The 25,265-nt window shown below is 64.6% G+C and carries 19 protein-coding genes and 1 pseudogene; 4 read left to right on the top strand and 16 right to left on the bottom strand.

Annotated elements, in window-relative coordinates:
- Window positions 1-103: 103 nt before the first annotated feature.
- Together ACFVMC_RS28805 and ACFVMC_RS28800 are read left to right on the top strand one after the other, a co-directional pair.
- Window positions 104-469: a WXG100 family type VII secretion target gene (locus ACFVMC_RS28805; RefSeq protein WP_379215402.1), complete on the top strand. Its 366-nt coding sequence runs from the start codon at window positions 104-106 to the stop codon at window positions 467-469.
- Window positions 470-507: 38 nt separating this feature from the next.
- Window positions 508-804, top strand: a complete 297-nt coding sequence (locus ACFVMC_RS28800; RefSeq protein ID WP_379215400.1) for a WXG100 family type VII secretion target — start codon at window positions 508-510, stop codon at window positions 802-804.
- A gap of 84 nt (window positions 805-888) precedes the next feature.
- On the opposite strand, the gene ACFVMC_RS28795 is transcribed toward ACFVMC_RS28800, so the two are convergent.
- The 3 genes from ACFVMC_RS28795 to ACFVMC_RS28785 form a co-directional block, all read right to left on the bottom strand.
- Window positions 889-1,230: a hypothetical protein gene (locus tag ACFVMC_RS28795; RefSeq protein ID WP_379215398.1), complete on the bottom strand. Its 342-nt coding sequence runs from the start codon at window positions 1,228-1,230 to the stop codon at window positions 889-891.
- A gap of 93 nt (window positions 1,231-1,323) precedes the next feature.
- Window positions 1,324-1,560: a hypothetical protein gene (locus ACFVMC_RS28790; RefSeq protein ID WP_379215397.1), complete on the bottom strand. Its 237-nt coding sequence runs from the start codon at window positions 1,558-1,560 to the stop codon at window positions 1,324-1,326.
- Between the two features lie 133 nt (window positions 1,561-1,693).
- Window positions 1,694-5,479: a tetratricopeptide repeat protein gene (locus ACFVMC_RS28785; protein WP_379215395.1), complete on the bottom strand. Its 3,786-nt coding sequence runs from the start codon at window positions 5,477-5,479 to the stop codon at window positions 1,694-1,696.
- 245 nt (window positions 5,480-5,724) lie between these two features.
- Between ACFVMC_RS28785 and ACFVMC_RS28780 the strand changes: the two genes are divergently transcribed.
- On the top strand, window positions 5,725-6,027 hold the full coding sequence (locus ACFVMC_RS28780) for a hypothetical protein (RefSeq protein WP_379215394.1): 303 nt from the start codon (window positions 5,725-5,727) through the stop codon (window positions 6,025-6,027).
- Between the two features lie 26 nt (window positions 6,028-6,053).
- Here the strand turns inward: ACFVMC_RS28780 and ACFVMC_RS28775 are convergent.
- From ACFVMC_RS28775 to eccCa, 13 genes and pseudogenes are all read right to left on the bottom strand, one after another.
- A pseudogene (locus tag ACFVMC_RS28775) lies at window positions 6,054-6,203 on the bottom strand (hypothetical protein); the annotation flags it as partial.
- Between the two features lie 66 nt (window positions 6,204-6,269).
- Window positions 6,270-7,037 (bottom strand): SDR family NAD(P)-dependent oxidoreductase, encoded by a 768-nt coding sequence (locus tag ACFVMC_RS28770; RefSeq protein ID WP_379215392.1) that lies wholly within the window; start codon window positions 7,035-7,037, stop codon window positions 6,270-6,272.
- 80 nt (window positions 7,038-7,117) lie between these two features.
- Window positions 7,118-7,942, bottom strand: coding sequence for a helix-turn-helix transcriptional regulator (locus ACFVMC_RS28765; RefSeq protein WP_379215391.1), 825 nt, complete (start codon window positions 7,940-7,942; stop codon window positions 7,118-7,120).
- 67 nt (window positions 7,943-8,009) lie between these two features.
- Complete coding sequence (locus ACFVMC_RS28760) at window positions 8,010-9,014, bottom strand: SMP-30/gluconolactonase/LRE family protein (protein ID WP_379215389.1); 1,005 nt, start codon at window positions 9,012-9,014, stop codon at window positions 8,010-8,012.
- 267 nt (window positions 9,015-9,281) lie between these two features.
- Window positions 9,282-10,655 (bottom strand): NAD(P)/FAD-dependent oxidoreductase, encoded by a 1,374-nt coding sequence (locus ACFVMC_RS28755; protein WP_379215387.1) that lies wholly within the window; start codon window positions 10,653-10,655, stop codon window positions 9,282-9,284.
- Between the two features lie 35 nt (window positions 10,656-10,690).
- The gene (locus ACFVMC_RS28750) at window positions 10,691-11,554 is read right to left on the bottom strand and encodes an alpha/beta fold hydrolase (RefSeq protein ID WP_379215385.1); all 864 of its coding nucleotides are present in this window, start codon (window positions 11,552-11,554) and stop codon (window positions 10,691-10,693) included.
- A gap of 24 nt (window positions 11,555-11,578) precedes the next feature.
- A complete protein-coding gene (locus ACFVMC_RS28745; RefSeq protein ID WP_379215384.1) occupies window positions 11,579-12,667 on the bottom strand; it encodes a hypothetical protein in 1,089 nt (362 codons plus the stop codon).
- Between the two features lie 28 nt (window positions 12,668-12,695).
- Complete coding sequence (locus tag ACFVMC_RS28740) at window positions 12,696-13,724, bottom strand: polyprenyl synthetase family protein (protein WP_379215382.1); 1,029 nt, start codon at window positions 13,722-13,724, stop codon at window positions 12,696-12,698.
- Between the two features lie 393 nt (window positions 13,725-14,117).
- Window positions 14,118-16,397, bottom strand: coding sequence for a hypothetical protein (locus ACFVMC_RS28735; RefSeq protein WP_379215380.1), 2,280 nt, complete (start codon window positions 16,395-16,397; stop codon window positions 14,118-14,120).
- Between the two features lie 550 nt (window positions 16,398-16,947).
- Window positions 16,948-18,207: an MFS transporter gene (locus tag ACFVMC_RS28730; protein WP_379215378.1), complete on the bottom strand. Its 1,260-nt coding sequence runs from the start codon at window positions 18,205-18,207 to the stop codon at window positions 16,948-16,950.
- Window positions 18,208-18,211: 4 nt separating this feature from the next.
- On the bottom strand, window positions 18,212-19,378 hold the full coding sequence (locus tag ACFVMC_RS28725) for a YcaO-like family protein (RefSeq protein WP_379215377.1): 1,167 nt from the start codon (window positions 19,376-19,378) through the stop codon (window positions 18,212-18,214).
- Between the two features lie 155 nt (window positions 19,379-19,533).
- A complete protein-coding gene (locus tag ACFVMC_RS28720) occupies window positions 19,534-19,662 on the bottom strand; it encodes a hypothetical protein (RefSeq protein WP_379215375.1) in 129 nt (42 codons plus the stop codon).
- A gap of 129 nt (window positions 19,663-19,791) precedes the next feature.
- Window positions 19,792-23,835 (bottom strand): type VII secretion protein EccCa, encoded by a 4,044-nt coding sequence (gene eccCa, locus ACFVMC_RS28715; protein ID WP_379215373.1) that lies wholly within the window; start codon window positions 23,833-23,835, stop codon window positions 19,792-19,794.
- A 120-nt stretch (window positions 23,836-23,955) separates the two neighbouring features.
- Between eccCa and ACFVMC_RS28710 the strand changes: the two genes are divergently transcribed.
- Window positions 23,956-25,029 (top strand): nitric oxide synthase oxygenase, encoded by a 1,074-nt coding sequence (locus ACFVMC_RS28710; RefSeq protein WP_379215372.1) that lies wholly within the window; start codon window positions 23,956-23,958, stop codon window positions 25,027-25,029.
- Window positions 25,030-25,265: the final 236 nt, after the last annotated feature.

Here is a 25,265-nt window from a genome sequence, read left to right as displayed (position 1 = left end):
GGCGATGCTATTCTCGCGGTACGAGCAACCACCCGATGAGACATGCTGGCAGCGAACATCGACTTCAATTCAGTATCGTAGGACCGAAGAAAGAAAGCAACTCATGGCATATGACGGTGAAGTAGCAGCGGATCATGAAGACCTCGGGACGCGGGCCGCGAACCTCTACATCTCGAAGGATGACATCAGCGAGACTATCAGCAAGTTCGAAGGAAAGGTCGCCGAAGCGGCGTCTTATTGGTCCGGCAAAGCCAACATTGCGTTCGAGGCTGCGAGCGCTGACTGCCGGGATGAATTCAAAGCACTGCGGGACCTCCTCGAGGCCATCACCACCGAGCTGGATAACTCGAATGTTTCCTTCGAGAACCTCGACGACGACAACGCAGCCCGGGTACGCAACGCCGCTGGAGCCGAACAGACCAGCCAATACAGCGGATCCGAGCAGACCAGCCAATTGACCAATCTGTAACCGACTCAGCTCACACTGCCGAAAGAAGAGGACTTAAAATGGGCGGATTCCGCTACTCGCCAGAATTGAGAACCATCACCACCGATATGCGATCGCTGAAAGTGCAATTCGAGAACCAAGCCGGAAACGTCCTCAAGGACACTCAGGCCGTCGCAGAGTCGATGACCGGCGACGGCCAAGAGGCGTTCAACGAAATCGCTACCCAGTGGCAAAAAGAGATCCAAGACAGCATGCAGATCCTGCATAATATCATCGACGCTGCCGACGGTGCCCTCGATAATGCGCAGGAGACCGACCGTAGAATCGGCAACGGCTTTCGAGGATTGCGAGGCTGACCACCACCCGGCTCGCACAGGAGCCCGGTCACCAGCTCTGGTGACCGGGCTCCTGACCTTTCCGGGGCGAGCTGGATGGCCGACCTATTCGGCCGGACCGCACACCTTCCAGGCGTCGCCTTCCTTGACCAGCCGCAGCTCGGTGGTCGTGCTCTCGCCGGACTCGGTGACCGTCACCTCGAACGTCGCCTGATCGCCCTCGATCTCGACTTCGCCCAGCGTCGCTTTCACATCTCCCGGCTTCGTCGGCTCTTCTTCCGGGTCGTCGGAAGACGGCTCGTCCGGGGTGTTCTCCAGCTCGGCACAGAGCAGGTCGGGCGGCAACGTGCCGCTGTTGACACCGTCGACGTACTGGCGCGCCACCGTTGCCGGGTCGCTGTTTTCGGGAGCCGCAGCCGCCGGCGACGAGCAGAAGACCGCGGCCATCGCCGCGGCTGTGAGGGCGATGGAGGCTATGCGTGCTGAGTTCAAACTAGTCACTATTCCCTTCGAGTTCGATAACAACAGGCCGTGGGAGCGTCAGTCCATGTACAACGTCCATGGACGGGTGGGGCTGATCGGGACAAATACACACTTGTGAACGCTGTACATAGATGCGCCGTTGTCGTAGATCGTGCTCGCGCGGCCTTCGCAAATGGCTTTCGTCTTGTGCCGACTGACCTTGACCCACGCCGCGCTGGCCGGTCCGGCTGTGATCAGTGAGCCGGTCAGGCTCAGCAACACAGCGCCCGTGATCGCCGCGATAATTCGCTTCATCAGATCCCTTCTTCCTGTGAATCCCCTACGCACTCATTACAACAGCGGATAATTTGGTCGCAGAGCAGTACATCGATTACCGCCGAGTAACCGACCTCGTTTTACGGTCCATTGATTTGATCGGCGGACCGAGTCAGCTCGAATACGACGCATGCGCACGCAGGCATTCGTCCAAACGAGGGCCATGCTTCGGATCGTCCGCGGCGAGCAATTCCCATAGTTTCACCGCGCGAGCGCTGATTTTCACCGCCTCGGCGTGCTGTCCGGCATCGGCCAGGTGTTTCGCGTGATCCGTCAGGACCCCGGCACCGTTTTCGTCGGCCTCCGAATCTTCGGTAACCCCAGCATTTTCGTAGATCGTCACCGCACGCGCGGACAGATCCAACACGCCCGCGTGCCCGCCCACCAGTGCCCGCCAGCGCGCCCGATGCCACAGTGACCACGCAACATCCAGAGATGGCTCGTCGGATTCTTCGGCCAGCTCCTCCCAGATCGGGAGCGCACGATCGTTGTACTCCAGTGCGGCACCCGGCTGGCCGGCCGCGGCCAAACTGTCGGCCAGCGAATCGAGATAGTCGGCCAATTCCGCACGGTGATCGCCGCCTTCGACAGCGATAGCCTCCTCCAGTACTGCCAGTGCCGCGCGGCCCGCTGCGACTGAATCCGTACGGAGTCCGGCGTCGAAACACAGCCACGCCTGCTCGCGCAGTGCGTCGGCGAGCCCGAAGCTCTGTGCGGTGCCATCGATTTCGACAAGTAGCCGCGCCTGGCGAACAGTTTCCTCGATCGCGGGCACCGCGGCGTCGTACTGCCGGGTCTCGTGCAGCGCGGTTGCGAACTGGCGATTGGCCGCGATCGAATCACGCAGCAGATCAACGTATCCGAACCCATGGTCCGAGGCGAGCAACTCCGCGAACGCCGCGACCGCACGATCGGCGTACCCGACCGATTCGGTCCATTCACCATTGTTGCCACAGCCCGCCGCGCACTCGTCGAGCACACCGGCCAACTCACGCAGATAGAGATCGCGATCGAGTTCCGCCAACTCCTCCCACAGCTGGATCGCAGCATCGAAACTGTCCCGGGCCCGCGGCCACTGCTCGGCGTTCACCAACCGGCGCGCGAGATTGTGGGTGACGCGGGCCAGGAGATCGAGCGCCGCGAGACGATCGACTGCCGCGCAACTCTCGGCAATCCGGACCGCGCGTTCCTGAACACACACGGATTCTTCATGTCGCCCGAGTCCATCCATCGCGAGCGACTGGTGGTGCAGGGCCTGTGCCAGTTCCGGCATGCAGGTTCCGGATTCGGCCGTGAGTTCCTCCAGAAGCGCCACTGCCCGAGTAGCGTGATCGAGTGCCTCCGAGTAATCGCCGACACCACTGAGTCGTCCGGCCTGATTCAGCAGGCACTGCCCGTGAAACATTGTGTCGCGCCGACCTTCACATGCGGCGAACGTCGCCAGCGCGCGGGCGCCGAAGCTACGGGCCTCGGTGGCCTGGTCCACGGCGTCCAGCCGTTGCGCGTGGTTCTCCAGGCAGATCGCCAGCTCTGGCAGGTTCGACGCGTCGTCGCGGTCCGGCAGCGATTCGAAATGGGCGATCGCCTCGGCCGACACCTCCAGCGCATGTTCGTGCTCGAGTGTCACGCCGAGGAACAGCGCATACCGATCGAGCGCCTCGCCCAGATGTTTGCGATACGGGCCGGGCTCGTAGCCGAAGAGTTCACGGAACAGTTGCACCGCTCGTTCCGCCGGTGCGAGTGCGCCACGCGGGTCACCTGCGGCCGACAGGCTTACCGCGTGATTACCCAGTGCCACAGCGAGTTCCGCGGTTTCGGCGACCGGATCGCGGACAGCCATGCGCTCCCGGAGCTCGAGCAGCGACTCCGAGCACGCCACCGCCTCCTGCGCCCGCCCGGTACGCGTCAGGACCCGGTTGATCGTATGCAGTGCCATGGCACGCTGTTCGTCCTGGTCGCTGCCGGGCTGGAGCCGCTCTCCGATCGCCAACGCGTCCTGGGCAAGCGCGCCCGCCGTGTCGACATCACCCCGGTCCAGCAGCAGCGCGGCTTGAAGATTCAACGCGTAGGCGAACTCCGAGCAGTAGACCATCGAATCCTGTTCGGCCAAACCGGAATACACGAACTCCGCTTGCTTCGCACTCTCCAGCGCCGCATCGACTTCGCCCAGTTTTCCCAATGTCGCTGCCCGGGTACACAGCACGTTGGCCAGCGAGCCGCGATAGTCCAGGTCGCCGTCGACCAGACCCTCGTAGAGCGTCACCGCACGGGCCGTCATCCGGCTCGACTGCCGGTAGTCGGCATACCAGTTGAGTGCGAGCGCTCGATTGTGCAGTGCCTCGGCCAGATCCGCCGTGTAGTCGCCGGTACCCGAATCGGCCAGCCGTTCGGCGACCTCGACCGCCTCGAGCGAACGAGGACCCGCCTCACTGCGCCAGAAACGCACATGCAGGGTAGTGGCCCGGGTCAGGGTTGCACTCAGAATCGGCAGGTAGCGCCGGGAGTCGAGCCGGACCAGTCCGCGGGCGGCCGCCACCGCCTGCTCGACCGCGACGCAGGCATCGATACCACGATTCAGTTCGGCCAGCCGGTTCGCTCGGACACAGAGCTCATCGGTCAGGAGCGGGAGATACCGCCCGGGATCGAGCGTGGCCAGGCGGGTCCACTCGTCGATCGCCGCACCGCCGAAGTCCACCGCGACCGGCAGGTCGTCCAGGGAATGTGCCAGGTCGGCGATTGTCGCGAGTCCCTCTGCGACGATTGATGATTCGCCTTCGACACGATGGACTTGCTGCCGCAGATCAGCGCACCGACGCCAGTGCTCCAGCGCCTCCGCACGTCGATCCGCTCGATGCAGATACTCACCGTGTCTGCGCAGGACATCGGACAGATGGCGTACTGCCAGGATATCGGTGTCGGCGGCCAGGTCGGTCACATACGCGACAACCCGCGCGGAGACGGCCACCGCTTCGGTGTACAGCGAGTTCTCCCGCAGCAGCTCCGCCAGCTGCGACAGCACATCCTGAGAGGCGTTCGCGCAGTTGCCGACATGGCCACGCAGGACCTCGATGCGGTGGTGGTCGGATTCTCGTGCGCCTCGGTCATCGCCCGCGCGCTCGAGCAACGCGATGTGCTCCGTCCACGCGCGGTCGAGGTCGGGCGCCACCGCCGGCCCGGCGGTCTCGGCCAGTTCGCGCCAGGCGCGGACACCGGCCGCGGTCTCGGATACACCGGCGGCAGCACCCTGCGCGCGGGTGATGAATCGACCCGCCAGCGTGTGCGCCTCGGCCGAATCCCGCAGATACGCACCACGATCCATGCGCACGAGTTCGGTGTTGATCGCGACCAGGCGTCGGGCGGCATCGGCACCCCGCTCGATCGCCGGGGCCGGATCATCGGCTTCCGCGTCGATCAGGTCGTCCAGCACGTCCAGTAGTTCCAGCAACAGTGGTGCCAACCGGGTCAGTGCGGTGACTCGATCGTCGACGATCTCGTTGTCGCACAGTGTGATCGCGAGATCCAGGAGTTCGGCTGCCACCGCATTGCGATCGCTGTCGTACATCTGCTCGGACCACTGTCGCAGTATCCGTACCCGCCGCGCGGGCGCCGGATCAGCGAGCCACGCACCGCGCGCAGCCCGCAGCAGCGCCAGCTGCAAGTCCTCGAGACCCGGGCTCGGGTAACAGGCCTTGTCCACAGCGAGCGCCGCAGCCCGCGACACCATCGGGTGATCCCGCCAATGCGCGAGTGCGGTCACCAGATTCGAGCCCGGCCCCTGGTCGTCGCGCTGGCCGATCGCCCACACCGCGTCCGCCAGCAGCAGACCGAGTTCGTCAGCGAATTCATCTGGCTGCGTGGGGATCTCACAATCCACAGCGTGCGCCCGCGGCGGCATCATGACCACAATTCTCCCCCGGCCACGATCGAGGAATTCCCATTGCTGGGGATCATTCCGCGACCATAGACCGAAAACCTCTCCGATATATTCGGGCCTCCCGCAAAGAAGGAGCACCACAATGGATTTCATCATGGCTCACCTGCTCGGATACGTGGCCGGTTTCGTCGGAGGGGGCGCACCGGGACCGAGTGGATCCTCGTCCAGCTCCGGTACCCCGGGCGGCGGAATCTGCTGAGCGAGCACGGATGAAACCTCTATTGGCCATCTCGGCCATCGCTGTAGGCGTACTGTCGGCCACCTCGACGGCCGCACCGGCCGGCGCGGCGCCGGACATCGACACGGGCACCTGCCAGAACTGGTCGGTGATCCCGGACAATATCAAATCCGCGATCCTCACCGAACTGATGAAAACCCGGACGGGCCATGCACTCGCCGACCAGCCCGACGTGCTCCTGAAGAAGGTGGATGTCGGCTGCGAAGTCGCCGAGAAGAACGGTTCGGCGAGCACACTGAAGGTCAGCGAGATCATCGACGAGCTGGACCGATAGCCGGAAGACCCAGTGGCCCTGCCCTTTCAGGGCAGGGCCGCCCGAAGTGCACGTTCTCCTGCCTGACCAGATGATATCCGCTGAGCTCGATGAAGCGTTCCCGTCGCGGTCGCGCCGGAATCCGCGCGCAGGGTGAGCTTGTCACCGTCGATGTCGTAGCGGCCCACATAGGCAGCCTTCCTGCCGCCGAGTTCTCCTGCCCAGGTTCACCGAACCTGAGCACAGCAGACCGGATACCAGGGCTATGCATCGGGTGAAATCGGCTTCGCGGGAATGGAACTGACCAACCCGCCATCGACGATCAGATCCTGTCCATTGATGTACCCGGCCGCGTCGGACGCGAGGAAGGTCACTGCGGCGGCCACCTCCGCCGCCTTGCCGAATCGGTGTGCCGGGACGCGGTTTCGGCTCGCAGCAGCCACTTCCGGACTGAGTTCGGCCTCCGGATACATGGGTGTATCGATATAGCCTGGGCTGACCGAGTTGACACGGATACCGCGCGAGGCGAGATCAGCGGCCAGGGTCCGGGCCAGGTTGTGCGCGGCGGCTTTGGTGGCCGAGTACAGCGTGAGAACGTCGACGCCCCGATGCAAGGTCCACGAAGCGTTGATGACAACAGCGCCGCCAGCAGCCATGAGCGGCAATGCCTTCTGAATCGTGAAGAACACACCCTTGAAATTCACCGTCACCACCTGATCGAAATCGTCCTCGGTGATCTCGGTGCTCGGTTTGAAAACCCCTACCCCGGCATTGGCGAAGAGGATATCGAGCCGACCGTAGCGCTCGCTGATCGTCTGGATCAGGCCGTCCAGTGCGGACAGATCGCCGACATCCGCGACCACGCCGAGTGCACCCACCCCTAGTTGCGCGACCGCCGCGTCCAGTCGGTCCCGGTCCCGGCCTGTGATGACGACGTGCGCACCTTCGTCGAGCAATTGGCGGGCGGTGGCCAGGCCCATACCACTGGTTCCGCCGGTAACCAGTGCGATCTTGCCGTTGAATCGAGTCATGGACAAAGCCTGCGGGCGGGGCGGGCGCGGGACCAGACTCGGCTGATCATGGGTTTGCCACCACCACGCGCCGGGCACACTCAGCCGGTGCGGCGGGGTTCAACTGTCAGTGCGTCCAGCCGCGCCATGGTGTCGGTGTCGGGCGCGGGGTTGTGCAGGACGATGTAATACCCGGGATGGTCCGGCAGCGGCAGCCTGGTGTATTCGAAAACCAGCTCCCCCGCGTGCGGATGGGTGATGAACTTGCGGCCCTGCGCCGTCTCGGTGACATCGTGCTCGGCCCACAACCTCGCGAATTCTGTACTGACTGAGCTGAGTTGGGTCACCAGCCGCTGGAATCCGGAATCACCCGGATGTTTCGCAGCGTCCGCACGGAACCGCGCCACGATATCCGGCGCAGCGGCTTCCCAGCGCGTGAACGCGGCGCGGTAACGGCTGCTGGTGAAGAACGCCACCAGGCAATTGTGGTCGCGGTCGGTGAGCCCGAAAACAGTGCGCGCCATACTGTTCACGGCCGCAAGATTCCAATGCTGGTCCAAGATATAGGCCGGTCGGGGTTGCCAGCCTTCCAGGAGGCGGTGCAGTTCGGGGTCGACCCGGCCGACGTAGCCGTTGTAGACCGACGGCGGATTGAGCCCGGCGAGGCGATACATGTACGCCTGCTCGTGGGCGTCCAGGCGCAGTGCGTCGCCGATGGCATCCAAAACCTGTGCGGATACTTTGATGTCGCGCCCCTGCTCCAGCCAGGTGTACCAGGACACCCCGACTCCGGCGAGCGTCGCGACTTCCTCCCGCCGCAGGCCTGGTGTTCGGCGTGGGCCCACGTCCGGCAGACCCACGTCTGCCGGTGTCAGCCGGGCCCGACGGGTTCTGAGGAAGTCACGGAGCTGATCTCTGGGGTCCACCTCACCCAGAGTATGCGTGCCCGCGCCTGGAGTCCCCTGGGCGACAGCTTTCCGCCCCACGCGAATGTCAATCACCGACTGGAAGACTGGAGATCGTGAATGGCAGCTCCGGCGCCTGCCCGGATACGAACCGGTTGTACTGGCTGTTGACTACGAGAATGCGTCCCATGTCGGTCAGCGCGGCCTGACTGGGATGCCGGAATCCTCCCGGTGGGATGAGGGAATCCACGACCCGAGCGCTGGTGAGATCCTCATTCATCGCCAGGACGGCGACGCGCGGCTCCTGATCGCTGGCCGCATAGAGGTTGCCCTGCGTCACGAAAACCCGCCGCCCGTCGTTGGAGATCAGCGCGTCCGCGCTGGGCAGCGGCGCCGATTGGACCTCGATCACCGCACGGGTAACCCGGTCGATGCGCCAGAGCTTGCCGGTGTTGCTCTGCACAGACAGCAAATGCCTTCCGACTGCGAGGATCCCGTTCAAATTATGCTGGCCGGGCACCCAATCGATGACCGTGTCCGCCACATTCAGCCAGGGCTCCAAGTGCCAGCGGCCATCGGACTCGGTGATCCGGTAGATCACCGGAAGGAACGAATCGGTGACATACGCCGAACCGTCGTCGGCGATGGAAACCTCGTTGACGAAACCCCCTTCGAGACCGCGAAGTTCGGCGAGCAGGGCGGCGCTGCCGGAATCGTAGATACGAATGGTGTTGCTACTGGCGCCATTGACGAACAGCCGGCCCGCTGGATCGAGTGTCATCCCGGAGGTGAGCGCGCGCCCGTCGGCCCCGTTCGGCGACCAGAGTTCCACCTCCGGCCGATCCACATGCCCGCGGTAGAGCGCGCCATCGGCCGCACTGCCGACGAAATAGTGGCCGGTCGCGGGGTGGTAGGCCAGACCGGTGGGGAACGCGCGATCACCCGGGATCACGTAGCGGTCGAGCGAAGCGGGCGACGGCTCGACGGGGGCGGCGGAGGTACAGGCCACGGTAACGATGGCGGTCACACCGAGAAGAAAGTGACGGATACGAATGCGCATAGCGGTCGGTCCTTTCCTGACGAAATGCAGCATTCATATCGTCGGTCATACGTGCGGTCTCTCTGTATGACCGGCGATCCAGGGTTTGGTACACATAGGATCGCCGCGCACCGGGTGCCGCAATCGGTCTCGCGGCTATCGTCACGGTATGTCCGCGCCCAGCGCGTCCCATTCCGCGGGCGCATCCGCCTGCGCGCCACTGGACATCGATGAGGGCACCTGCCAGAACTGGTCGGTGTTTCCGGACAACATCAAATCCAAGCGACCCTGCCCGATTCGGCGGCAGGGCCGTTTCGGCTGCTAGAGCCGGGGTGTGTGCTGGTTCAGCACATCCCATTCCGCTTCGGTCAGCGGCGGATCGGCCAGGTGCGGCACCTTCCGTGCGAAGTGGATACGCAGCAGCAGATCGGGCCGGACGAGGTGAGCCGACGCAGTCTCCATGCTCACCGCACCGATCAGGGTTCGCATGACCTCGGGACTGCCGGCGGCCGCGTCGACCACGCGGTCCAGGTAGCCGGTGCGAAGCCGCTCGAACATCGTGGGCGGCGTCGGACGAGCGCCCGGGTAGAAGATATCCTGTCCAATGGCGAGATCCCATGCCTGCTGGGCTCTCCTGCCGATCGCCTGCTGAATCCGCGGGGCTGTCCGCGTCGCGTCGATAGAATTGCGGCGCAGTACCTTTCGTAGATCGACCACGCTGCGGGCCGCCACACTCATACCGTAGCCGTACACGGGATTGGTGCTGGCGACCGCATCACCGAGGGCAACGAACCCTGCAGGCCAGGTGACCAGCTTCTCGTAGTACCGGCGCCGGTTGGCGGTATTGCGGGTGGTCGCGACGTCGGTCAACGGCTCGGCGTCCGCGAGCAGATCGCCGATCACCGGATGACACAGTAATCGAGCATGCGCGAGAAACTCCGCGTTGTCGCCGCTCGGGCGCCCATCCCTGCTCGCACCGAGGGTCACGCTCCACCGACCACCCTCGACGGGCACGATGACGCCGAAACGCCCCGGATTCTCCTGGGGATTCGGCTGGATGTTGACCACCGGGAATCCGTCGGCGGTATGCCCGGGCGCCCGATAGAAGCGGCTGGCGTAGCCGAAACCGGCGTCGACGACCGATTCGACGACCGGCGGCAGCCCGATCTGCTCGAGCCACGCCGGACCGCGACTGCCGCGTCCGCTCGCATCGACGATCAGGTCGGCGGTCAGCGACTCTGCACCGTTCGCCGATTCGATCCGGACCCCCGTGATCCGCGCCGAACTTCCTTCCAGCGCAACCACTTCGGTCGCCTGTCGGAGCTGTATGCCCGGGCGGGCGAGTACCACTGCGCGGATCGCGGCATCCAGCAGGTCACGGCTGCACAGCAGATTGGCGTACGGCGTGTGGGTGGACCGTGGAAACCACGGCCCAGTAGGTGATTTCGAGACGAACGAGCCCATCAGAGGTGCGCGGCGAGCACCCGCGGCGATCAACCAGGCGACAGCCTCGGGCAGCAGGTCCTCGAGTGCGGTCGCTCCGCCCGACCACAGCAAGTGGGTGTGGCGCGCCTGCGGCAAGCCCTTACGGGGTTGCGCCCCGTCGGGCAGCGAATCTCGCTCGATAATGGTGACCGAAGCGAAATCCGCCAGCACGGATGCCGCGAGCATCCCGGCGAAACCACCGCCGATCACGATCGCACGGTACCGCGGCGCGGCTGGTCCACAATTCATAGTTCCTCGGTCCTCTGCGTGCTGGTCGCGCCGAGGTGCTCGAGCAGAAGGCGATTGACCATTTCCGGCTGCTCCTCGTTCACCCAGTGCGAACAATCAGGTATGTAATGGATGCGATACGGGCCGGAGAAGTAATCACCCATGTCCCGGGCGAGTTCCAGTCCGAGCGCGACATCGTTTTCTGCCCAGATCACTGCCGTGGGAGCGCCGACGGCAGGACTTCTCGACAGGCGGCCGAGACCGCGCAGCAGCGCCCGGTAGTAGTGAATCATCGCGGTCGCGGCACCCGGCTCGAGCAGGTTGCGTCGGTACTCCTCGATATCCTGGTCGGTGAAGGTGCCCGCGCGGATCGTCATGTCGCGGAACATCACTCGCACCACCGCCGCGCTCCACCGGCGCAGTACCAGTTCGGGTAGCCGGGGAATCTGGCAGAGGAACATGTACCAGCTGCGGCAGATCTGGCGTGGGTTGCTGCGAAGCGCCTTGGCGAATCCGACTGGATGCGGGCAGTTCGAGAGGGCGAGATGGTCGACGATGTCCGGGTGGTACCGCGCCGTCGCCCAGGCCACGATGCCGCCCCAATCGTGCCCGACGACGTGGGCCCGCGGCGCCCCGAGTGCCCGAATCAACGCCGCGACATCATCGGCCAGGAACTCGAGTCCGTAGTCGGCTACCCGTAGCGGTTTGTCGCTTCGACCGTAGCCGCGCATATCGACGGCGACCACCCGGAAATGCTTCGCCAACACCGGAATTTGATGCCGCCACGTGTACCAGAACTGCGGAAAGCCGTGCAGGAGAACAACCAGATCCCCGGCGCCCGCCTCGACAAGATGAAACTTCAGGCCATTGGCCTCGATCATGCGGTGTTCCCAGTCCACCTTGCCTCACCGCCTCGACGGAAGTTGTTGCCACCACCAGGCGATTTCCGGGTACGGCGGCGGCGTGAAGTCGTCCGGGTCCCAGAGCAAGGGCGTATCGGTGAAACTGACGTGTGGTGCCTCGGTGAAATATCGGGCAGTGTTGGTCGCGAACTGGATACCGGCGGGGATCCAGCCCGGCAGATCGGCGGCGAACCGAGCAACGGTGGGCCGTGGGTCGAGCAGCAATTGTTCCTGCAACCGCAAAACCAACATGACCGTCCGTTCGAACAACTGCCAGCCCTTGGCGAGTGCCGCAGTGGTGTCCAGAGATTCGGCCTGGCCGAGAACCGTGAACAGATTGGTGCCGGCGGTGCCGGTAATGATTTCCTTGGCGACGCTGAACAGATCGTTGATGAACATGCAGGCCACCATGACCGCCTCGGTGAAAGCCTGTAGCAACGGTTCATTCGACGGCCGGGCCTCGAGCGGATACGCCGAATACGCGGTGAACGGAACCATCGTTCCGACACCGGATTTGACCCAGCGCATCCGCAGGTACTCGCCCACCTCGAGCGGCGCGGATCGCTGCCGAACAGCGCTGTACCACAGCTGACCGTTCAACCACACGGCGTTCTCGTGCTGGAAGGCGGCGAACCCCTCGGCCGTGAGCACCTGCTCGATTTCCGCGCGCAGGTCCCGGAGACTTTCGACCCATCTGTCCCGCGGAAGCGGCGCTTCCGCAGCTGCGAACATCACGCGTTGCAGCTCACCGACGTGGGCGGTAATTCGTGGTAGATCGTGAGATCCGCTGTCCCACACATCATCCAGCAGCGATCCCCAGTAGAAGTACTTGGTGAACGCCTCGACTGTCGCTTCGGAGGCGAAGGACAGGCCCGGCGCCACCCCGACCGCGCAGGACATTCGCGTCGAAACACTTCCCGGTTCGGTCAGTCCGTGTGCCAAACACCAGTCGACCGCCCGCGCGTCTATCTCTGCCACATCGAATACGTGCTCCCGCAGGGGAATCGGGCAGTACACCGTCAACTTCTGCCATAACGCGGCAAGCGCATCGGCCCACCCCGCGGCCGTATGGTTCGGGAACTGAGCGTTCACAGATTCCTCCAGGTATGCGAAGCGAAACTCAGGCTTCCCGGTCGCGAACGAGTTGCGCGAGGACAGTCAGCTGATCACGTCCGACCGTGTCGGAGCAGGCAGCGGACAGATATCGGAGAGCCGAGTCGATCTCCTGCCGCCCGTATTCACGGACCCATTCCCGCGCGCCGGTTCGTTCGATCAAATCGGCGGCTCGCTCCACCTGCTCCTCGGACAGCAACCCGTCACCGTGATAGAACGAGGCCAGCTCGGCCGCTGCCGGATTGTCACTGGTCAGAGCGAATACGACGGGCAGGCTCTTCTTGCGCTGCCGCAGATCGGCCAGTACGGGTTTGCCGGTGTTCTCGGAAGCGCCCCAGATGCCCAGGTAGTCGTCGACCGCCTGGAACGCCACTCCCAGATGGTGTCCGAAACGGCCCAGCTGATAGCTACAGTCCGAATCGGCGCCGCCGCAGTGGGCGCCCAGGACACAGGCTGCCTCCAGCAGCGCACCCGTTTTCGCCGCCGTCATCGCCGAGCATTCGGCCAGCGACACCTCACCGCGTGCCTCGAACGACGTGTCGGTGAGCTCACCCGCGACAAGTTGCTGGACGGCGTCGACGAATACCTCGGTGGCTGCGCCCACATCCCGGACCGCGCCACTGTGCAGGGCTCGGATCGACGCGAAGAACATCGCGTCCGCCACCAAAATGGCGGCGGGAGCGCCGAACTCGACCCAGACCGCGGGCCGATGCCGTCGAACAGTGTCACCATCGATGAGATCGTCCTGGATCAGTGATGCGTTGTGCACCAATTCGATCGCGACTGCGGCAGGTACCGCCGCCGACTCCTGGCCGCCGACAGCGCGGGCGCAGGCCAGGACGAGTGCGGACCGCACACCCTTACCCCAGGCATGCTCACCGACGGCCGGATCGGTCCAGCCGAAATGATGCGCGGCGATTCGCTCGACCGCGGGCGGCAATGTCGCCACCGCGGCGCGCAGGCCCGGCGTCACCAAAGCACGTGCCGCACCGAGTAGTTCACCGACATTGCCGGACCAGGAGCCGCTGGGAACCACGCGCAGGTGACGAACGACAGGATCCGCGGGAGGGGGTGTCTGAACATCAGGCTCGATCATCATGTCTCCCGAAATAGAGCGGCCGACAATTCGCCGGATGCCGTTCGTTCCGGCCCGGACTGCGGGTGTCAACCGTTGGAAATTCGCGCTTTTCGCGATTCGCCGAATCGTAACAACGCGGGTCATGGCCACACTTTGTCTGAGAAACGAATTGATGTTTCTTTGAGGTGGCCGACACGGAGTAGATCGCGCCGGCCGAGAATGCGACGCATCAACGGGATCGCACCGGCGGGCGGCGCGTAGAGGATGCTCAGGGCGTCGAGGCCGCGCCCACGCGGTAGCTGTGGTCGTCGCCCGCTACCGGAGGTCGGTTGCGCCAGAATAGGTTTCCCCTCAGAACACGGCAGGTAGCCACTCCGCCGACCGCCCGGTCGCGAACGCGAGAGCAGTGAGAGTTCCCGCGCCGCCGTGCGCGAGATCGGTCGAAGCACGCACCGCGTCGAGGCCTGGGGTAAGGCAGTAGTCCGACCGGGTTCCGGAGAAGGATCTGATTCCCGCGATGATCGGATCGATACAGCGATCGAGATAGGCGGAGTCGAAAATATCAGGGTGCCTGCGTAGTTCGGCGTTCGCCGCGAGGCCACCCGCGAGCCCGCGATAGAGGCCCGGCTGATGTCCGATCCTGCGACTCGCGTCGCGTTGCCAGCGGTCGGCGGGCATGCCGAGCTCGGCAGCCGCCAGTGCCAGGCCGGCCGCACCGGACTCGAGCCCGGTCGCTCCGACGGTCGACTCCGAGGCCGCGAATGCGGCCGAAATTGCCTGGGCATACTTATCTTTCGGACAGATCCGATGAAAACGATGCAGCGCCAGCGCAATACCGGCCATGCCGTCGAGCAGCCCGGCCGGTGCCGCGTCCGCGCGGTGCAATCGATCGGCTACGCGATCGGCAAGCAGATCAGCGGCCGATTCCACCGATTTCAACGTGTCGATCGGCAGATCGCGGTCGGCCAGCCACAGACACATCAGCAGGTAGCCGGCCAGCCCGTTGCGAATATTCAGCGGGCCGACGTCGAGCTCCACGCAACGGGTCAGCCTGACGAACAGATCGGCTGCGAGTTCACGGTGCCCGATCCGCGCGGCTACCACCGCGTTTCCCGCCCAGCCGTCGAGCAGACCGCACCCGAGAACACCGAAGCTGTCCATCCGCCGCTCGAGCCATGCGCCATAGCCCTGGGCGATATCGTTCGGCAACGTGCCGGCGCAGGCCAGCGCCCAAACCGCTCCCCCCGGACCGTAGCTGAGGCTGTCGCACAGATGGGCCTGGTACCCGGAGGGGCTCGTCGGAATCGGGTGGGCGGCCGTGAAATCCAACGATCGCATCACGCCGCGGGCGATCAGTCCGACATATTCGTCGGTGGACGGGTTCGGAATCGACTGACCGGCGCCTGAGCCCGTACGCGTCAGCGCCTGACGCATCCTGGCTCGCCATTCATCGTCCAGATGGAAGGTTCGATACGCGAACTCGATGAGACTTTCCATGCCGCCGTCGACGAATGTCGTCATCCGCACCGCCGGCACATAGAGATGTAGTTCGGTGGCGGCGAGAGCATATCGATCACGAGCCGCGCTCACCGCGTGGCCACCGGTGAAACCCGGTGTTCCCACCGCTTCCACCACCGGATCCGCGATACTGCGAGCACCCTCCAGATCGACCAGCCACAGCAGACCATGCTCGCCTACGATCACATTCGCCGGCTGCAGATCACCCACGACGAATCCGGCGTCGTGCACGCGTTCCACGATCTCGTTCAGCTGCCGCATATACCGATTGACGTCCTCGACGAACTGCTTCGCGGCGGCGGGATCGATCGGCCGATCCGGGTGCGCGAGGTGCAACGCGGGATTATTCTCCGCGGCCCAGGTTCCGAGTGTGACACCGGGGACGAAGCGGTAGGCGAGAAAGTCGCTGTCGCTCTGTGTGAAGCTGTCGAGCAGTTGCGGAACCGTGCAGGTCGACCGCAGACCGCGCAACGCGTCACGCTGTGCCGCGAGACGATCGACCGCGGAGCGCATCGAGGAATCGAAACCCGTGTGGTGTCTGGCCTCCTTCAAGATCACCGAATCGCCGGTTGCCCGGTGCGAAGCCAGATAGACGCCGCCGGCGTTCGAGAAATGCAGAGCGCGGACAATCGAATAGACGGGCGCCCTGCTCTGGTCGAGCTGCGCTGCCATGGCGTCGACGATCGCCGGGCGTTCGACGAAATCCGGAGTCCGCGGAACAACGTCGCGCACATCGGCAATGAGACGCCCCCCAGGCTCGACGAGGGCGGAGCGCGGATCACCATCGATGTCGCGGACATAGCGCTCGACGAACCCGCCGTAGCGGGTGTGCACGATCGAGTCGCCCAGGCGGTAACTGCCCAGTACCCGGGGACCGGACAAACCGGCGAATTCGGCGTGCAGATCGGCCAGTACGGTGTCGACGTCGTCGTTCTCGCCGGGGTAGATGACGATCACCTTGCCGCTCGATGGTCGCGGCGCATACTTGGCGTTGACCGCGAGGGTGAACTCGAGTCTGGACAGGTGCTTGAAGTGTGTCTTTCGCCGGAAACAGAAGTCGGCTGCGCGGGCGATGACCTCGGCCGCGTCGGAGGGCAGTGGCGCAAGATGCACTTTCCACCCTTGTCCGGGTAGCTTCCGCAATGGCGGGGAGAGAATCGTCCACGGTCCCCGGCTGCGTCGCTGCCACCCAGCGGGCGTTTCATACACGTCGGCCGAACCGCCAGGCATCGAGCTTCCGCTCTTCCGCCAGTCCGCGAAGGGCGTGAAGAAGACCGGGCTTCCCAGGGTTTCGAGATAGTAGTCCACAAACGACCTACCGCTCGTGTACCACGAATTCGATTGTCCCCGGCGGGATCGGCGCCGGGGACACCGCGTCATGGTCTATCGAGCAGCGGCTTAACCTGTATCAGTCGATGGACTCCAGACCGTAGACGGATTCCAACGGCAAGTCCTCGGCCGAGCCGAGGCTCAGGCTCTGCAACTCGGCGACAGTGGTGATATCGATCATGATGAAACTCCTTGCTTAACAGCGCATTGCGACCTGCTGCAACGGCAACCTGTCGCGTTGCTCGGATAACGTGAGACTAGACACACCGCTTGCGCCGCATAAGACCTGATCGGAGCATTTTACGATCCATTGAGCAATATCGACTTTCGGATGTTACGACGCAACCGGCACCCGATCGGCTACCTGCGGTAGATCGCGCGGTGCGAGCAGAGTGCGAGTCAACAGGATGACGCCGGCGACCGCGACCAGCCCGAGCATGAGCCAGAGCGCGGCCCGCACACCCAGCCAGGTACCGAGCAGTGCGGCCACCAGCGCGCCGAGTGGGTAGCTCCCGTTCAGCAGAAAGCGAACCGTCGCGGTCACCCGGCCGAGCATTCCCGCGGGTGTATACGACTGCCGGAAACTGGAGACAATGATGTTGGTTATCGCGATACCGGTGCAGCACAACAACATTCCCAGCGCGTAGCACACCACCCCGGCTCCCGGGGTGGCGAGGGGAACCAGCAGAATCGGCGGGCTCAGGACCAGCGTGCACACCAGCAGGCCGCGGGCGGTTCCGAGGCGGGCAGCGATGCGTCTGGCCAGCATCGCGCCGATGACGGCGCCGATTCCCCCACAGGCCAACAGGATTCCGGCCAGGCCGGGTCCGACACCCACATCACGGACGAGGAACAACATGATCAGCGCGTCGTGTCCGGTCAGACCGAAATTCGAGAGCGCGGCCCAGATCGTGATCGGCCGCAGGTAGGGATCCTTGGCCACGAATCCGATGCCCGCGGCGATACTCCGCCGGAGTGGTTCGGCCGGAGCAGGTTTCGTTGTCGTCGCGACCCGATGGGCACGAATGCGCAGCAGGCACGCCGCCGATACCAGAAAGCTCGCGGCATTGACCGAGAGCGCTGTAGCCGCGCCGATAGCCTGAGCGAGGAACCCACCCAGGCCGAGCCCGCTCAGCTGCGCGACGCTAGCGGTGCCGCGCAGTTTCGCATTCGCCTCCATCAGGTCGCCGGTATCCACCACCGTCGGCAACGTGACGTGGTAGGCGGTCTCGAAGAACACACTGGCGGTGCCGGAAACGAATGCGACGACGAGTACCTGCTCGATGCTCAGCAGATCCAGCCAGGCCGCCAATGGCACGGTCGCGAAGCACCCGGCGGCGACGAGGTCACTGACGATCATGACGTTCTTGGCCGGCAGCCGATCGACCCAGGCGCCGGCCTGCAATCCGATCAGCAGCCACGGCAGAAAGGTCAGCCCGGTCAGTAGTCCGACCTCGAACGCTGTGGCATCCAGGACACTTACCGTGAGCAGCGATAGCACCACGACGGACAGCGAATTCCCGATATGGTTGACCGACTCGCCGAACCAGAACAACCGGAAACCACGCTGACGCCAGATTCCGCCGAACGCCATGGTGTTACTCGCCGGTGCGGGTGGGCAGCTTATGGACACCTCGGCCGGTCGGCAGCATGGGAACGCCGACCCGGCTGAGAAAGAATGTCTCCAAGCCGGGAACGAGTACCGTGACTACGGGAACCGCAGAGTCCGCCGCGTTCCAGCGCACGTAATAGCCTGGCATTCCGGCACTTTCCAGCGCCTGCGTCACGGAGCGGAACTGCGCCTCGACCGTGATCGGCGCCGGATCCCACCACCCGGTGGGGCGGCGCGGCATGTGCTGAGCGATCCCGGCGAGGCGGGCGCCGTCGAGTGTCATGCAGCTTTCGAGGGCCGGCCAGGCCTTCAGGCGCGTGAGTTTGCGGCGCAACTGGGCATCTCGCTCGGGACGCGCGGTGAGCGTGACATGAGTCTGGAGCATTTCGCCCAGAGCGCGTTCCACCGCGTAGCCAGGTGTCGTGGCCGCGCCCGCGCCCCCGGTCACCAGGTGCGGAGAACGCACAGGCAGGGCACAGTAGGCCGGGATGCCGATGTCGGTCGTTATCTCACAGATCACCGGCTCGCATCCGGCGACACCCTCGAATTGTGTGCACAGCTGCTGGAGATCGCCTGGCAGGTCATCCGGATTTATCGTCCAGGCGATAGGGTTCGCATCGAAGGTCCAGCCCAGCAGCGCGAGCGAAAATGCATCGCCTTCGACGACCTCGAGCAATGCGTGCAGAATCGCTTCCGATTCCGACATGCCGGCCGCGGTTCCGAAATTCGTCGAATAGCGCAAATATGGGTGATAGCCGATGTCGTCGCCCGGCACCGGATATTGCACAAACCATGGAAATCGGGCGAACGCAGGATACCAGATCGGCTCGGATTTCCCACCGATCGAATCGAAGCGGATGCAGGCTATCCGGGTGTCAGGGAACTCGTCGGCCATACGGTGGACTAGCGAGTCGCGGCCCAAGAGCGGCTGGTTCGATATCTCCTTGCCCGGAATCGACCGCATACGTTCGGCGTCGTTCCGGAACTCATCGAACCCGGACCTGTGGCAGTAGTTCTCCCACGCCTCGAACATCGCGCTGGCCTTGGCCGCCCAGCCGACCCCACGCCCGGAAGCATCCGCGACCACTCGGTTCTCAGGGTCACGAAGGATGCAGCGGATGACATTCGTCTGCGTCTCGGACTCGATGGTCAAATCCGCCGAAACCGCACGCCGATCCAACTCTTCCCGCAATATTCCGACCGCTCGGTCCGGCCCCATTTGACGAGCATTCCGGACGCGCAAAGACCCGCTCCCTTCTGTGGCGATGTTCGGGCGACACGAGTCGCCCGAACATCGCCCCTCAAAACTTAACGATCAGCCTTCGCGCATTTGAAGGCGCGCGCCAGGCGAGCTGCCTCTTCGGCCGTGATCTGGAACTCCTCCAGCGGCGCACCCTTGCCGTCTTTGACGTCATGGTTTCCGGGACCTGAAGCCATCTTCCATTCCTTTCATTCGGCGATCAGTAATCTGACCGAAACAAGGATGAAGGATCAACCTTCAGGCTGTCAACGAAAGACGTATTCCCAATTCGGGGAACGTCTTCCATTTGACTTTCATGATTATTTCTACAATCGCGGCAGATAGGCGACCTGAACCATTTCGGTATCTCGGCTCCGCGACACCAGGTGACCGCGCCCAGGTGGAAGCTTCGCCGAGCGGATGTCGCCGAGGATCTTCCCCTCGTCCTTCGGCGCACTCATCAGCAGGGCATCGACCGACAGATCCTTCAGACTGCCGAGCACCTTGTCGTAGAGCGCCCGGCCGGCACCGCCGGACCGACGCGCGATGATCAGATGCAGCCCGATATCGCGCGCCTGCGGCAGGAGTTCCAGGAGCGGCTCGAGCGGGTTGCGTCCGCCGGTGACCACCATCTCGTAGTCATCGACGACGACATAGAGTTCGGGGCCGCTCCACCAGCTCCGTTCACGCAACTGCTGCGGCGTGATGTCGTTGTCCGGCATGCGTTTGGCCAGATACGCCACGACCTCCTTGATCATCGGGCCCGAGGTCTGCGCAGAAGTGGAGTATCCAGCCAGTTGTGCCCCCTCGAGCACGCCGAGCATGGTGCGGCGATAGTCGATCAGGATCACCCGGGCCTGTTCCGCGGTGGCGTTCTGGGCCAGGCCCATCAGGATATTGCGGAGCAGTGTGGTCTTGCCGCACTCCACATCGGCGAAGGCCAGAAAGTGCGGCTGTGCCTCGAAGTTCAGGATCACCGGCGACAGGTCGCTCTCCCCGACGCCGATGAGCACGTTGGTCTGATCGAGCCGAAGACCGCGCTGCCGCGCTTCGGCCACCAGGCGATCGTGGGGAATCTCAGCCGGCAGCATCCGAACCTCGGGGGCGCGCCGGCCTCCGTACAGTTTGTTCAGCCCCAGCCTGGCCTCGGAGATTCCCTCGGTCAGCGTGAGCGGGTCGGACACCGCGTCCAGGCGGGGCAGCGCGATCAGCATGTGCAGCCGGTCCGGGGTCAGGCCACGACCGGGCCGCCCGATCGGAACGAGAACAGCCGTGCGCCGGTCGGTCTCGGAATCCGCCGGATCGCCGAGGCGCAGCTCCAGTCGCGTGCCGATGAGATCCTTGACGACGGGGCGGATTTCGGCCCACCGTCCCGCGGAGATCATCAGGTGGATGCCGTAGGACAGTCCCTGCGCCGCGATGGCGTTCAGCTGCGGCTCCAGCGATTCGAATTCGGCGCGCACCGTCGACCAGCCGTCCACCACCAAGAACACATCACCGAACAGGTCCTCGGACAGCGGATCCGATCGACGCTCCACGGAATCGAGCTGTGCCGCATGGGCTTTGCGATCGCGGAACTCCTGGACCGAATCGATACCCAGTGCCCGGAAACGTTCCTCCCGCTCCCGCAGCAACGTCGTGACCTCGGCAACCGTGCGTCGGACGCGATCGGTCTCCGATCGGCTCGCGACCGACCCCACATGTGGCAGATCCGCCAACCCGGTGAGCGTGCCGCCACCGAAGTCCAGGCAATAGAACTGGATCTGCTCCGGACTGTGCGTCGCCGCCGCGGACATCATGATGGTGCGCAAGGTCGTCGACTTGCCAGACTGCGGCCCGCCGACGACCGCGAGATTGCCACGCGCACCGGCCACGTCGATCACGAGGACATCGCGCCGCTGCTGGTAGGGCTTGTCGATGACGCCGATCGGCATCCAGAGCCGACCGTGCCGGTTGACCTCGGAGTGCCAATCCGGGTCCGGCAACAGCATGTCCACCGACGGTGACTCGTCCAGCGGCGGCAGCCACACCTCGTGCGCCGGGCGGCCGTGCCCACGTAGTCGATCGACCACAACGCTCAATAGTGACTCCGAAATAGCGGGAGTAGCAACCGATTCCAGATCCGCCGCAGTCGGGGGCGGCGGCAGCCCCGGCAGCCCCCGCGCCGACTCGGCAACGGCATCCGTATCCGGCTCGACCTTCGTCGCTGTGAAAACCACCACGGATTGCCCGCCGACGGCGCGCCCGGCCACTTGCTTCGCGCCGCTGGGCGAGACGTACTCACCCGAAACGTAACTCGCGTTGAACCGCACCGGCTCCGCGGCATCGCTCTTGAGATACGCGGACCCGGGCACACTGGGCAGATGGTAGGCATCGGTAATGCCGAGCACAGCGCGGGATTCGTTGGCCGAGAACGTGCGCAGGCCGATCCGATAGGACAGGTGCGAGTCCAGCCCCCGCAATTTGTTCTCCTCCAACCGCTGCGACGCGAGCAGCAGATGCACCCGCAGCGAGCGGCCGAGTCGTCCGATCATCACGAAGAGATCCGCGAAATCCGGTTTCTGCGAGAGCAATTCGGAGAACTCGTCTACCACGATGAACAGCGCCGGCAGCGGGTCGAGCCGAGCTCCGGTGGCCCGCGCCTTCTCGTACTCGGTGACATTGGCGAAGTTGCCGGCCGAGCGCAGCAATTCCTGTCGGCGATTCAACTCACCGGACAGCGCGTCCTTCATCCGGTCGACCATCGAGAGTTCTTCCTCGAGGTTGGTGATGACCGCGGCCACGTGAGACAGCGCATCGAGGCCGAGAAATGTCGCGCCGCCTTTGAAGTCGACCAGCACGAGGTTCAGCTGATCGGGTGAGTGCGAGGTCACCAGGGACAGCACCAGGGTGCGCAGGAACTCAGACTTCCCCGAACCCGTTGCACCGATGCATAATCCGTGCGGTCCCATGCCGTTCTCGGCGGCCTCCTTGATGTCCAGTTCCACCGCCGTACCGTCGGGTGTGACACCGATCGGAACCCGGAGCCGCTCCCGATCACTGCGCGGGCGCCAGACCACAGCGGGCTCGATCTGCGCTGCGTCGGAGATCTTCAGCAACGCCATCAATCCCGGATCGGCGCGACGATCATCGTCCAGATTCATCATCTGGACCGCGGTCGCGATGCGATATCTCGCCAGATCTCGCGCCAGGGCCGCCGCTTCCGCGGCGGTAACCAGGTCGGGCCCGGCGAATTTCTCCACTCCCACAGAGGATTTGGCGGCCACCATCCCGTCGGCGACAACCAACTGCAGACCGCGTCGCACGGCGAGCCCGGACTCGGGCGCGGTCAGATCCAGCACGGTCACCGCATCCAATCCGGCGTCGCTGACCAACCTTTCGGTACCGCTGACGAATCCGTCGTCGATGACGACCAGCAGATGCACCCTGCCGGTGGATTGCGCGTTGCGAGTGAACCGGCCACGTTCGAGGAGATCGGGGCCCATGGCGGTTTCGAACTCGGCCAGCGACCGGTACATCATCCGAGCCGGCCCGACGCCGTCGCGCTCCACCGGATGCTGGAGGTGCGGTAGCCATTTCGCCCAGGACCACGTTTCAGCGTCCGGATCTGCGCATATGATGGCGACCGCGGCGTGATCGGGACCGTGGAACGTGGTGAATTCCATCAGCATCGAGCGCACCAGCATGCGAGTGGCGTCGAGTTCGCCTCCGATATTGACAGCCGGAAACGCGCGCAGCGAGACTGCCGTCGGCAGGCCGTGCACCACCGCATGGGTACGCACGAACCGGCGCAGCGCCACCGTGGACACCGGTTCCAGGTCTTCCAGCGGCCCGGTTTCCGGTCGTGCCAGTTTGGTGGCCAGGCGATGACTACCGATCCCTACCCGCACGTGCCCGAAATCGGGGTCACCCGGTCGCCGCTCCCACATCCGCCTGGTGCCGACTATCGATTGCAGGTCCGTGGGGGCCGGGTGGCTCCACAGGAGCGCTTTGAACTGTGCCCGACCGGTTTTGCGCACGTCGTTGCGCACCTGCTCGAGGTAGCGGAAGTAGTCCTTGCGCTCCTCGTTCAGCTCGGCAGCCTTCTTCGGGCCGCCACCGCGCATTCCCGCCAACATGCCGAACATCGACATGATCAGCATCATCGGGAACATCATCATGTAGGGATTGGCCAGCAGGCTACGCCCCATCATGACCATCATCGCGATCATGCCGAGCACGGCGACCACCATGACCATCGGCAGTAATCGCATGAACAGGCTGGCCGGGATCGGCCGCTCCAGCTCCGGCGGTGCGGCAAGCGCCACCTCCCCGCCGGGTGGCCGTGGTGGCGCGATACGGGGCCTACGGACGAAACCTTCAGTCACCATCACGGAACATCGTGGGCGATTCCCGCAGGTGGGAAGGCCGATGAGCAACCGCTGAGCGTACTCTTCGCTTCCACCCTCTACATTCGGGAGACTCGGTTGGCTGTACGAACCGACACTGAGATGGATCGCCGTCTTCGCGAGTGTGAGCAGTTCTATCGACTACCGGAATCAGCGGCCCTGGGCCCGAGCCGGCGCGCCGCTGCCCTGGCCGAACTCGGGGCCTTCGGCGCCTATCGGCAGACGGCCGATGAAATCACCCTCGGAGCGCGTCTGGCCTGGCGCAACGCCGATCGTTGCGTAGGCCGGGCGATGTGGAACGGCCTGACCCTGTTCGACGCACGGGCGGTGACCACCGCGGGCGAACTGGCCGAGAAGTGCTGGGAATATCTGGAATCGGCGACCAATGGCGGTGCGATACGCCCGATGATCGCCGTCGGACCGCCGCGCCGACCCGACCGCGCCGACTTCCGGATCATCAGCCCGCAGCTCATCCGTTACGCGGGCTACCGGAACAGCGACGGAACAGTCACCGGCGACCCCGATCAGCTGGGCGTGACCGAACTCGCGACGAGTCTGGGATGGCACGGCGCACACACGCCGTTCGATCTACTGCCGCTGCTGATTCGGACCCCCCGAGGCGATATCGAATGGTTCGAGCACCCGCACGGGCTGGTGCTCGAGGTCCCGATCCGACATCCCGAATTCGAGTGGTTCGCCGACCTGGGGCTGAAATGGCATGCGGTGCCTGCGATTTCGAACATGACGCTGGAGGTGGGCGGAATGTCGTACACGGTGGCGTTCAACGGACACTACCTGGGCACCGAAGTAGGCCGGGACCTCACCGACTCGAACCGCTTCAACATGCTGCCGCTCATCGGCGAACTGATGGGCCTGGATCAGCGACGCGAACGCACACTGTGGCGCGATCTAGCGCTGATCGAGGTCAACCGGGCCGTGCTGTACTCCTATGACCGAGCCGGTGTGCGCATCGTCGACCATCACGCCGTCGCCAAACAGTTCTGCCTGCACGTGGACCGCGAAACCGCAGCAGGCCGTGCCTGTCCGACCGACTGGACCTGGATCAACCCACCCATCTCCGCCAGCCTGACACCGACGTTTCATCGGTACTACGACGCGCCCGATCCCGACTTGCGACCCGCTTTCCTCGCCGCCGAGCCGCTGGACCGCCGGTGAGACTCGGGCTTCCGGGCCGGCATCGCGACCATGTGCAGGGCGTCCGTCCGCGCGGCGAAGCGCCCCGCCGAGGATGCCGAACTCTCCACCCACAGCCGCAATTCGGCGATGTCCGGGTCGCGCTGCCACACCGCCATATCGGCTCGGCCGGACAGACAGCCAGCTCGACCAGGATCGCCGGATCGAACGCTTTGTTCAGGCGGTTGTACTGAATCAGGTCCTCGAGAGATCGGGGC

Origin of the sequence: Nocardia sp. NPDC127579, assembly GCF_042672005.1 — a bacterium.
Taxonomy (GTDB): Bacteria; Actinomycetota; Actinomycetes; order Mycobacteriales; family Mycobacteriaceae; genus Nocardia.
The sequence above is the reverse complement of the archived record's forward strand: the minus strand, read 5'-3'. Positions and strand labels throughout refer to the sequence as shown.

What these genes read in the sequence shown, in the direction of transcription:
- ACFVMC_RS28770 (WP_379215392.1), bottom strand. Translation starts at nt 7,037, where the DNA reads ATGACTCGATTCAACGGCAAGATCGCACTGGTTACCGGCGGAACCAGT.
- ACFVMC_RS28730 (WP_379215378.1), bottom strand. Translation starts at nt 18,207, where the DNA reads ATGGCGTTCGGCGGAATCTGGCGTCAGCGTGGTTTCCGGTTGTTCTGG.
- ACFVMC_RS28710 (WP_379215372.1), top strand. Translation starts at nt 23,956, where the DNA reads ATGGATCGCCGTCTTCGCGAGTGTGAGCAGTTCTATCGACTACCGGAA.
- ACFVMC_RS28780 (WP_379215394.1), top strand. Translation starts at nt 5,725, where the DNA reads ATGAAACCTCTATTGGCCATCTCGGCCATCGCTGTAGGCGTACTGTCG.
- ACFVMC_RS28785 (WP_379215395.1), bottom strand. Translation starts at nt 5,479, where the DNA reads ATGATGCCGCCGCGGGCGCACGCTGTGGATTGTGAGATCCCCACGCAG.
- ACFVMC_RS28720 (WP_379215375.1), bottom strand. Translation starts at nt 19,662, where the DNA reads ATGGCTTCAGGTCCCGGAAACCATGACGTCAAAGACGGCAAGGGTGCG.
- ACFVMC_RS28790 (WP_379215397.1), bottom strand. Translation starts at nt 1,560, where the DNA reads ATGAAGCGAATTATCGCGGCGATCACGGGCGCTGTGTTGCTGAGCCTG.
- ACFVMC_RS28800 (WP_379215400.1), top strand. Translation starts at nt 508, where the DNA reads ATGGGCGGATTCCGCTACTCGCCAGAATTGAGAACCATCACCACCGAT.
- eccCa (WP_379215373.1), bottom strand. Translation starts at nt 23,835, where the DNA reads ATGGTGACTGAAGGTTTCGTCCGTAGGCCCCGTATCGCGCCACCACGG.
- ACFVMC_RS28795 (WP_379215398.1), bottom strand. Translation starts at nt 1,230, where the DNA reads ATGGCCGCGGTCTTCTGCTCGTCGCCGGCGGCTGCGGCTCCCGAAAAC.
- ACFVMC_RS28750 (WP_379215385.1), bottom strand. Translation starts at nt 11,554, where the DNA reads ATGATCGAGGCCAATGGCCTGAAGTTTCATCTTGTCGAGGCGGGCGCC.
- ACFVMC_RS28760 (WP_379215389.1), bottom strand. Translation starts at nt 9,014, where the DNA reads ATGCTGCATTTCGTCAGGAAAGGACCGACCGCTATGCGCATTCGTATC.
- ACFVMC_RS28805 (WP_379215402.1), top strand. Translation starts at nt 104, where the DNA reads ATGGCATATGACGGTGAAGTAGCAGCGGATCATGAAGACCTCGGGACG.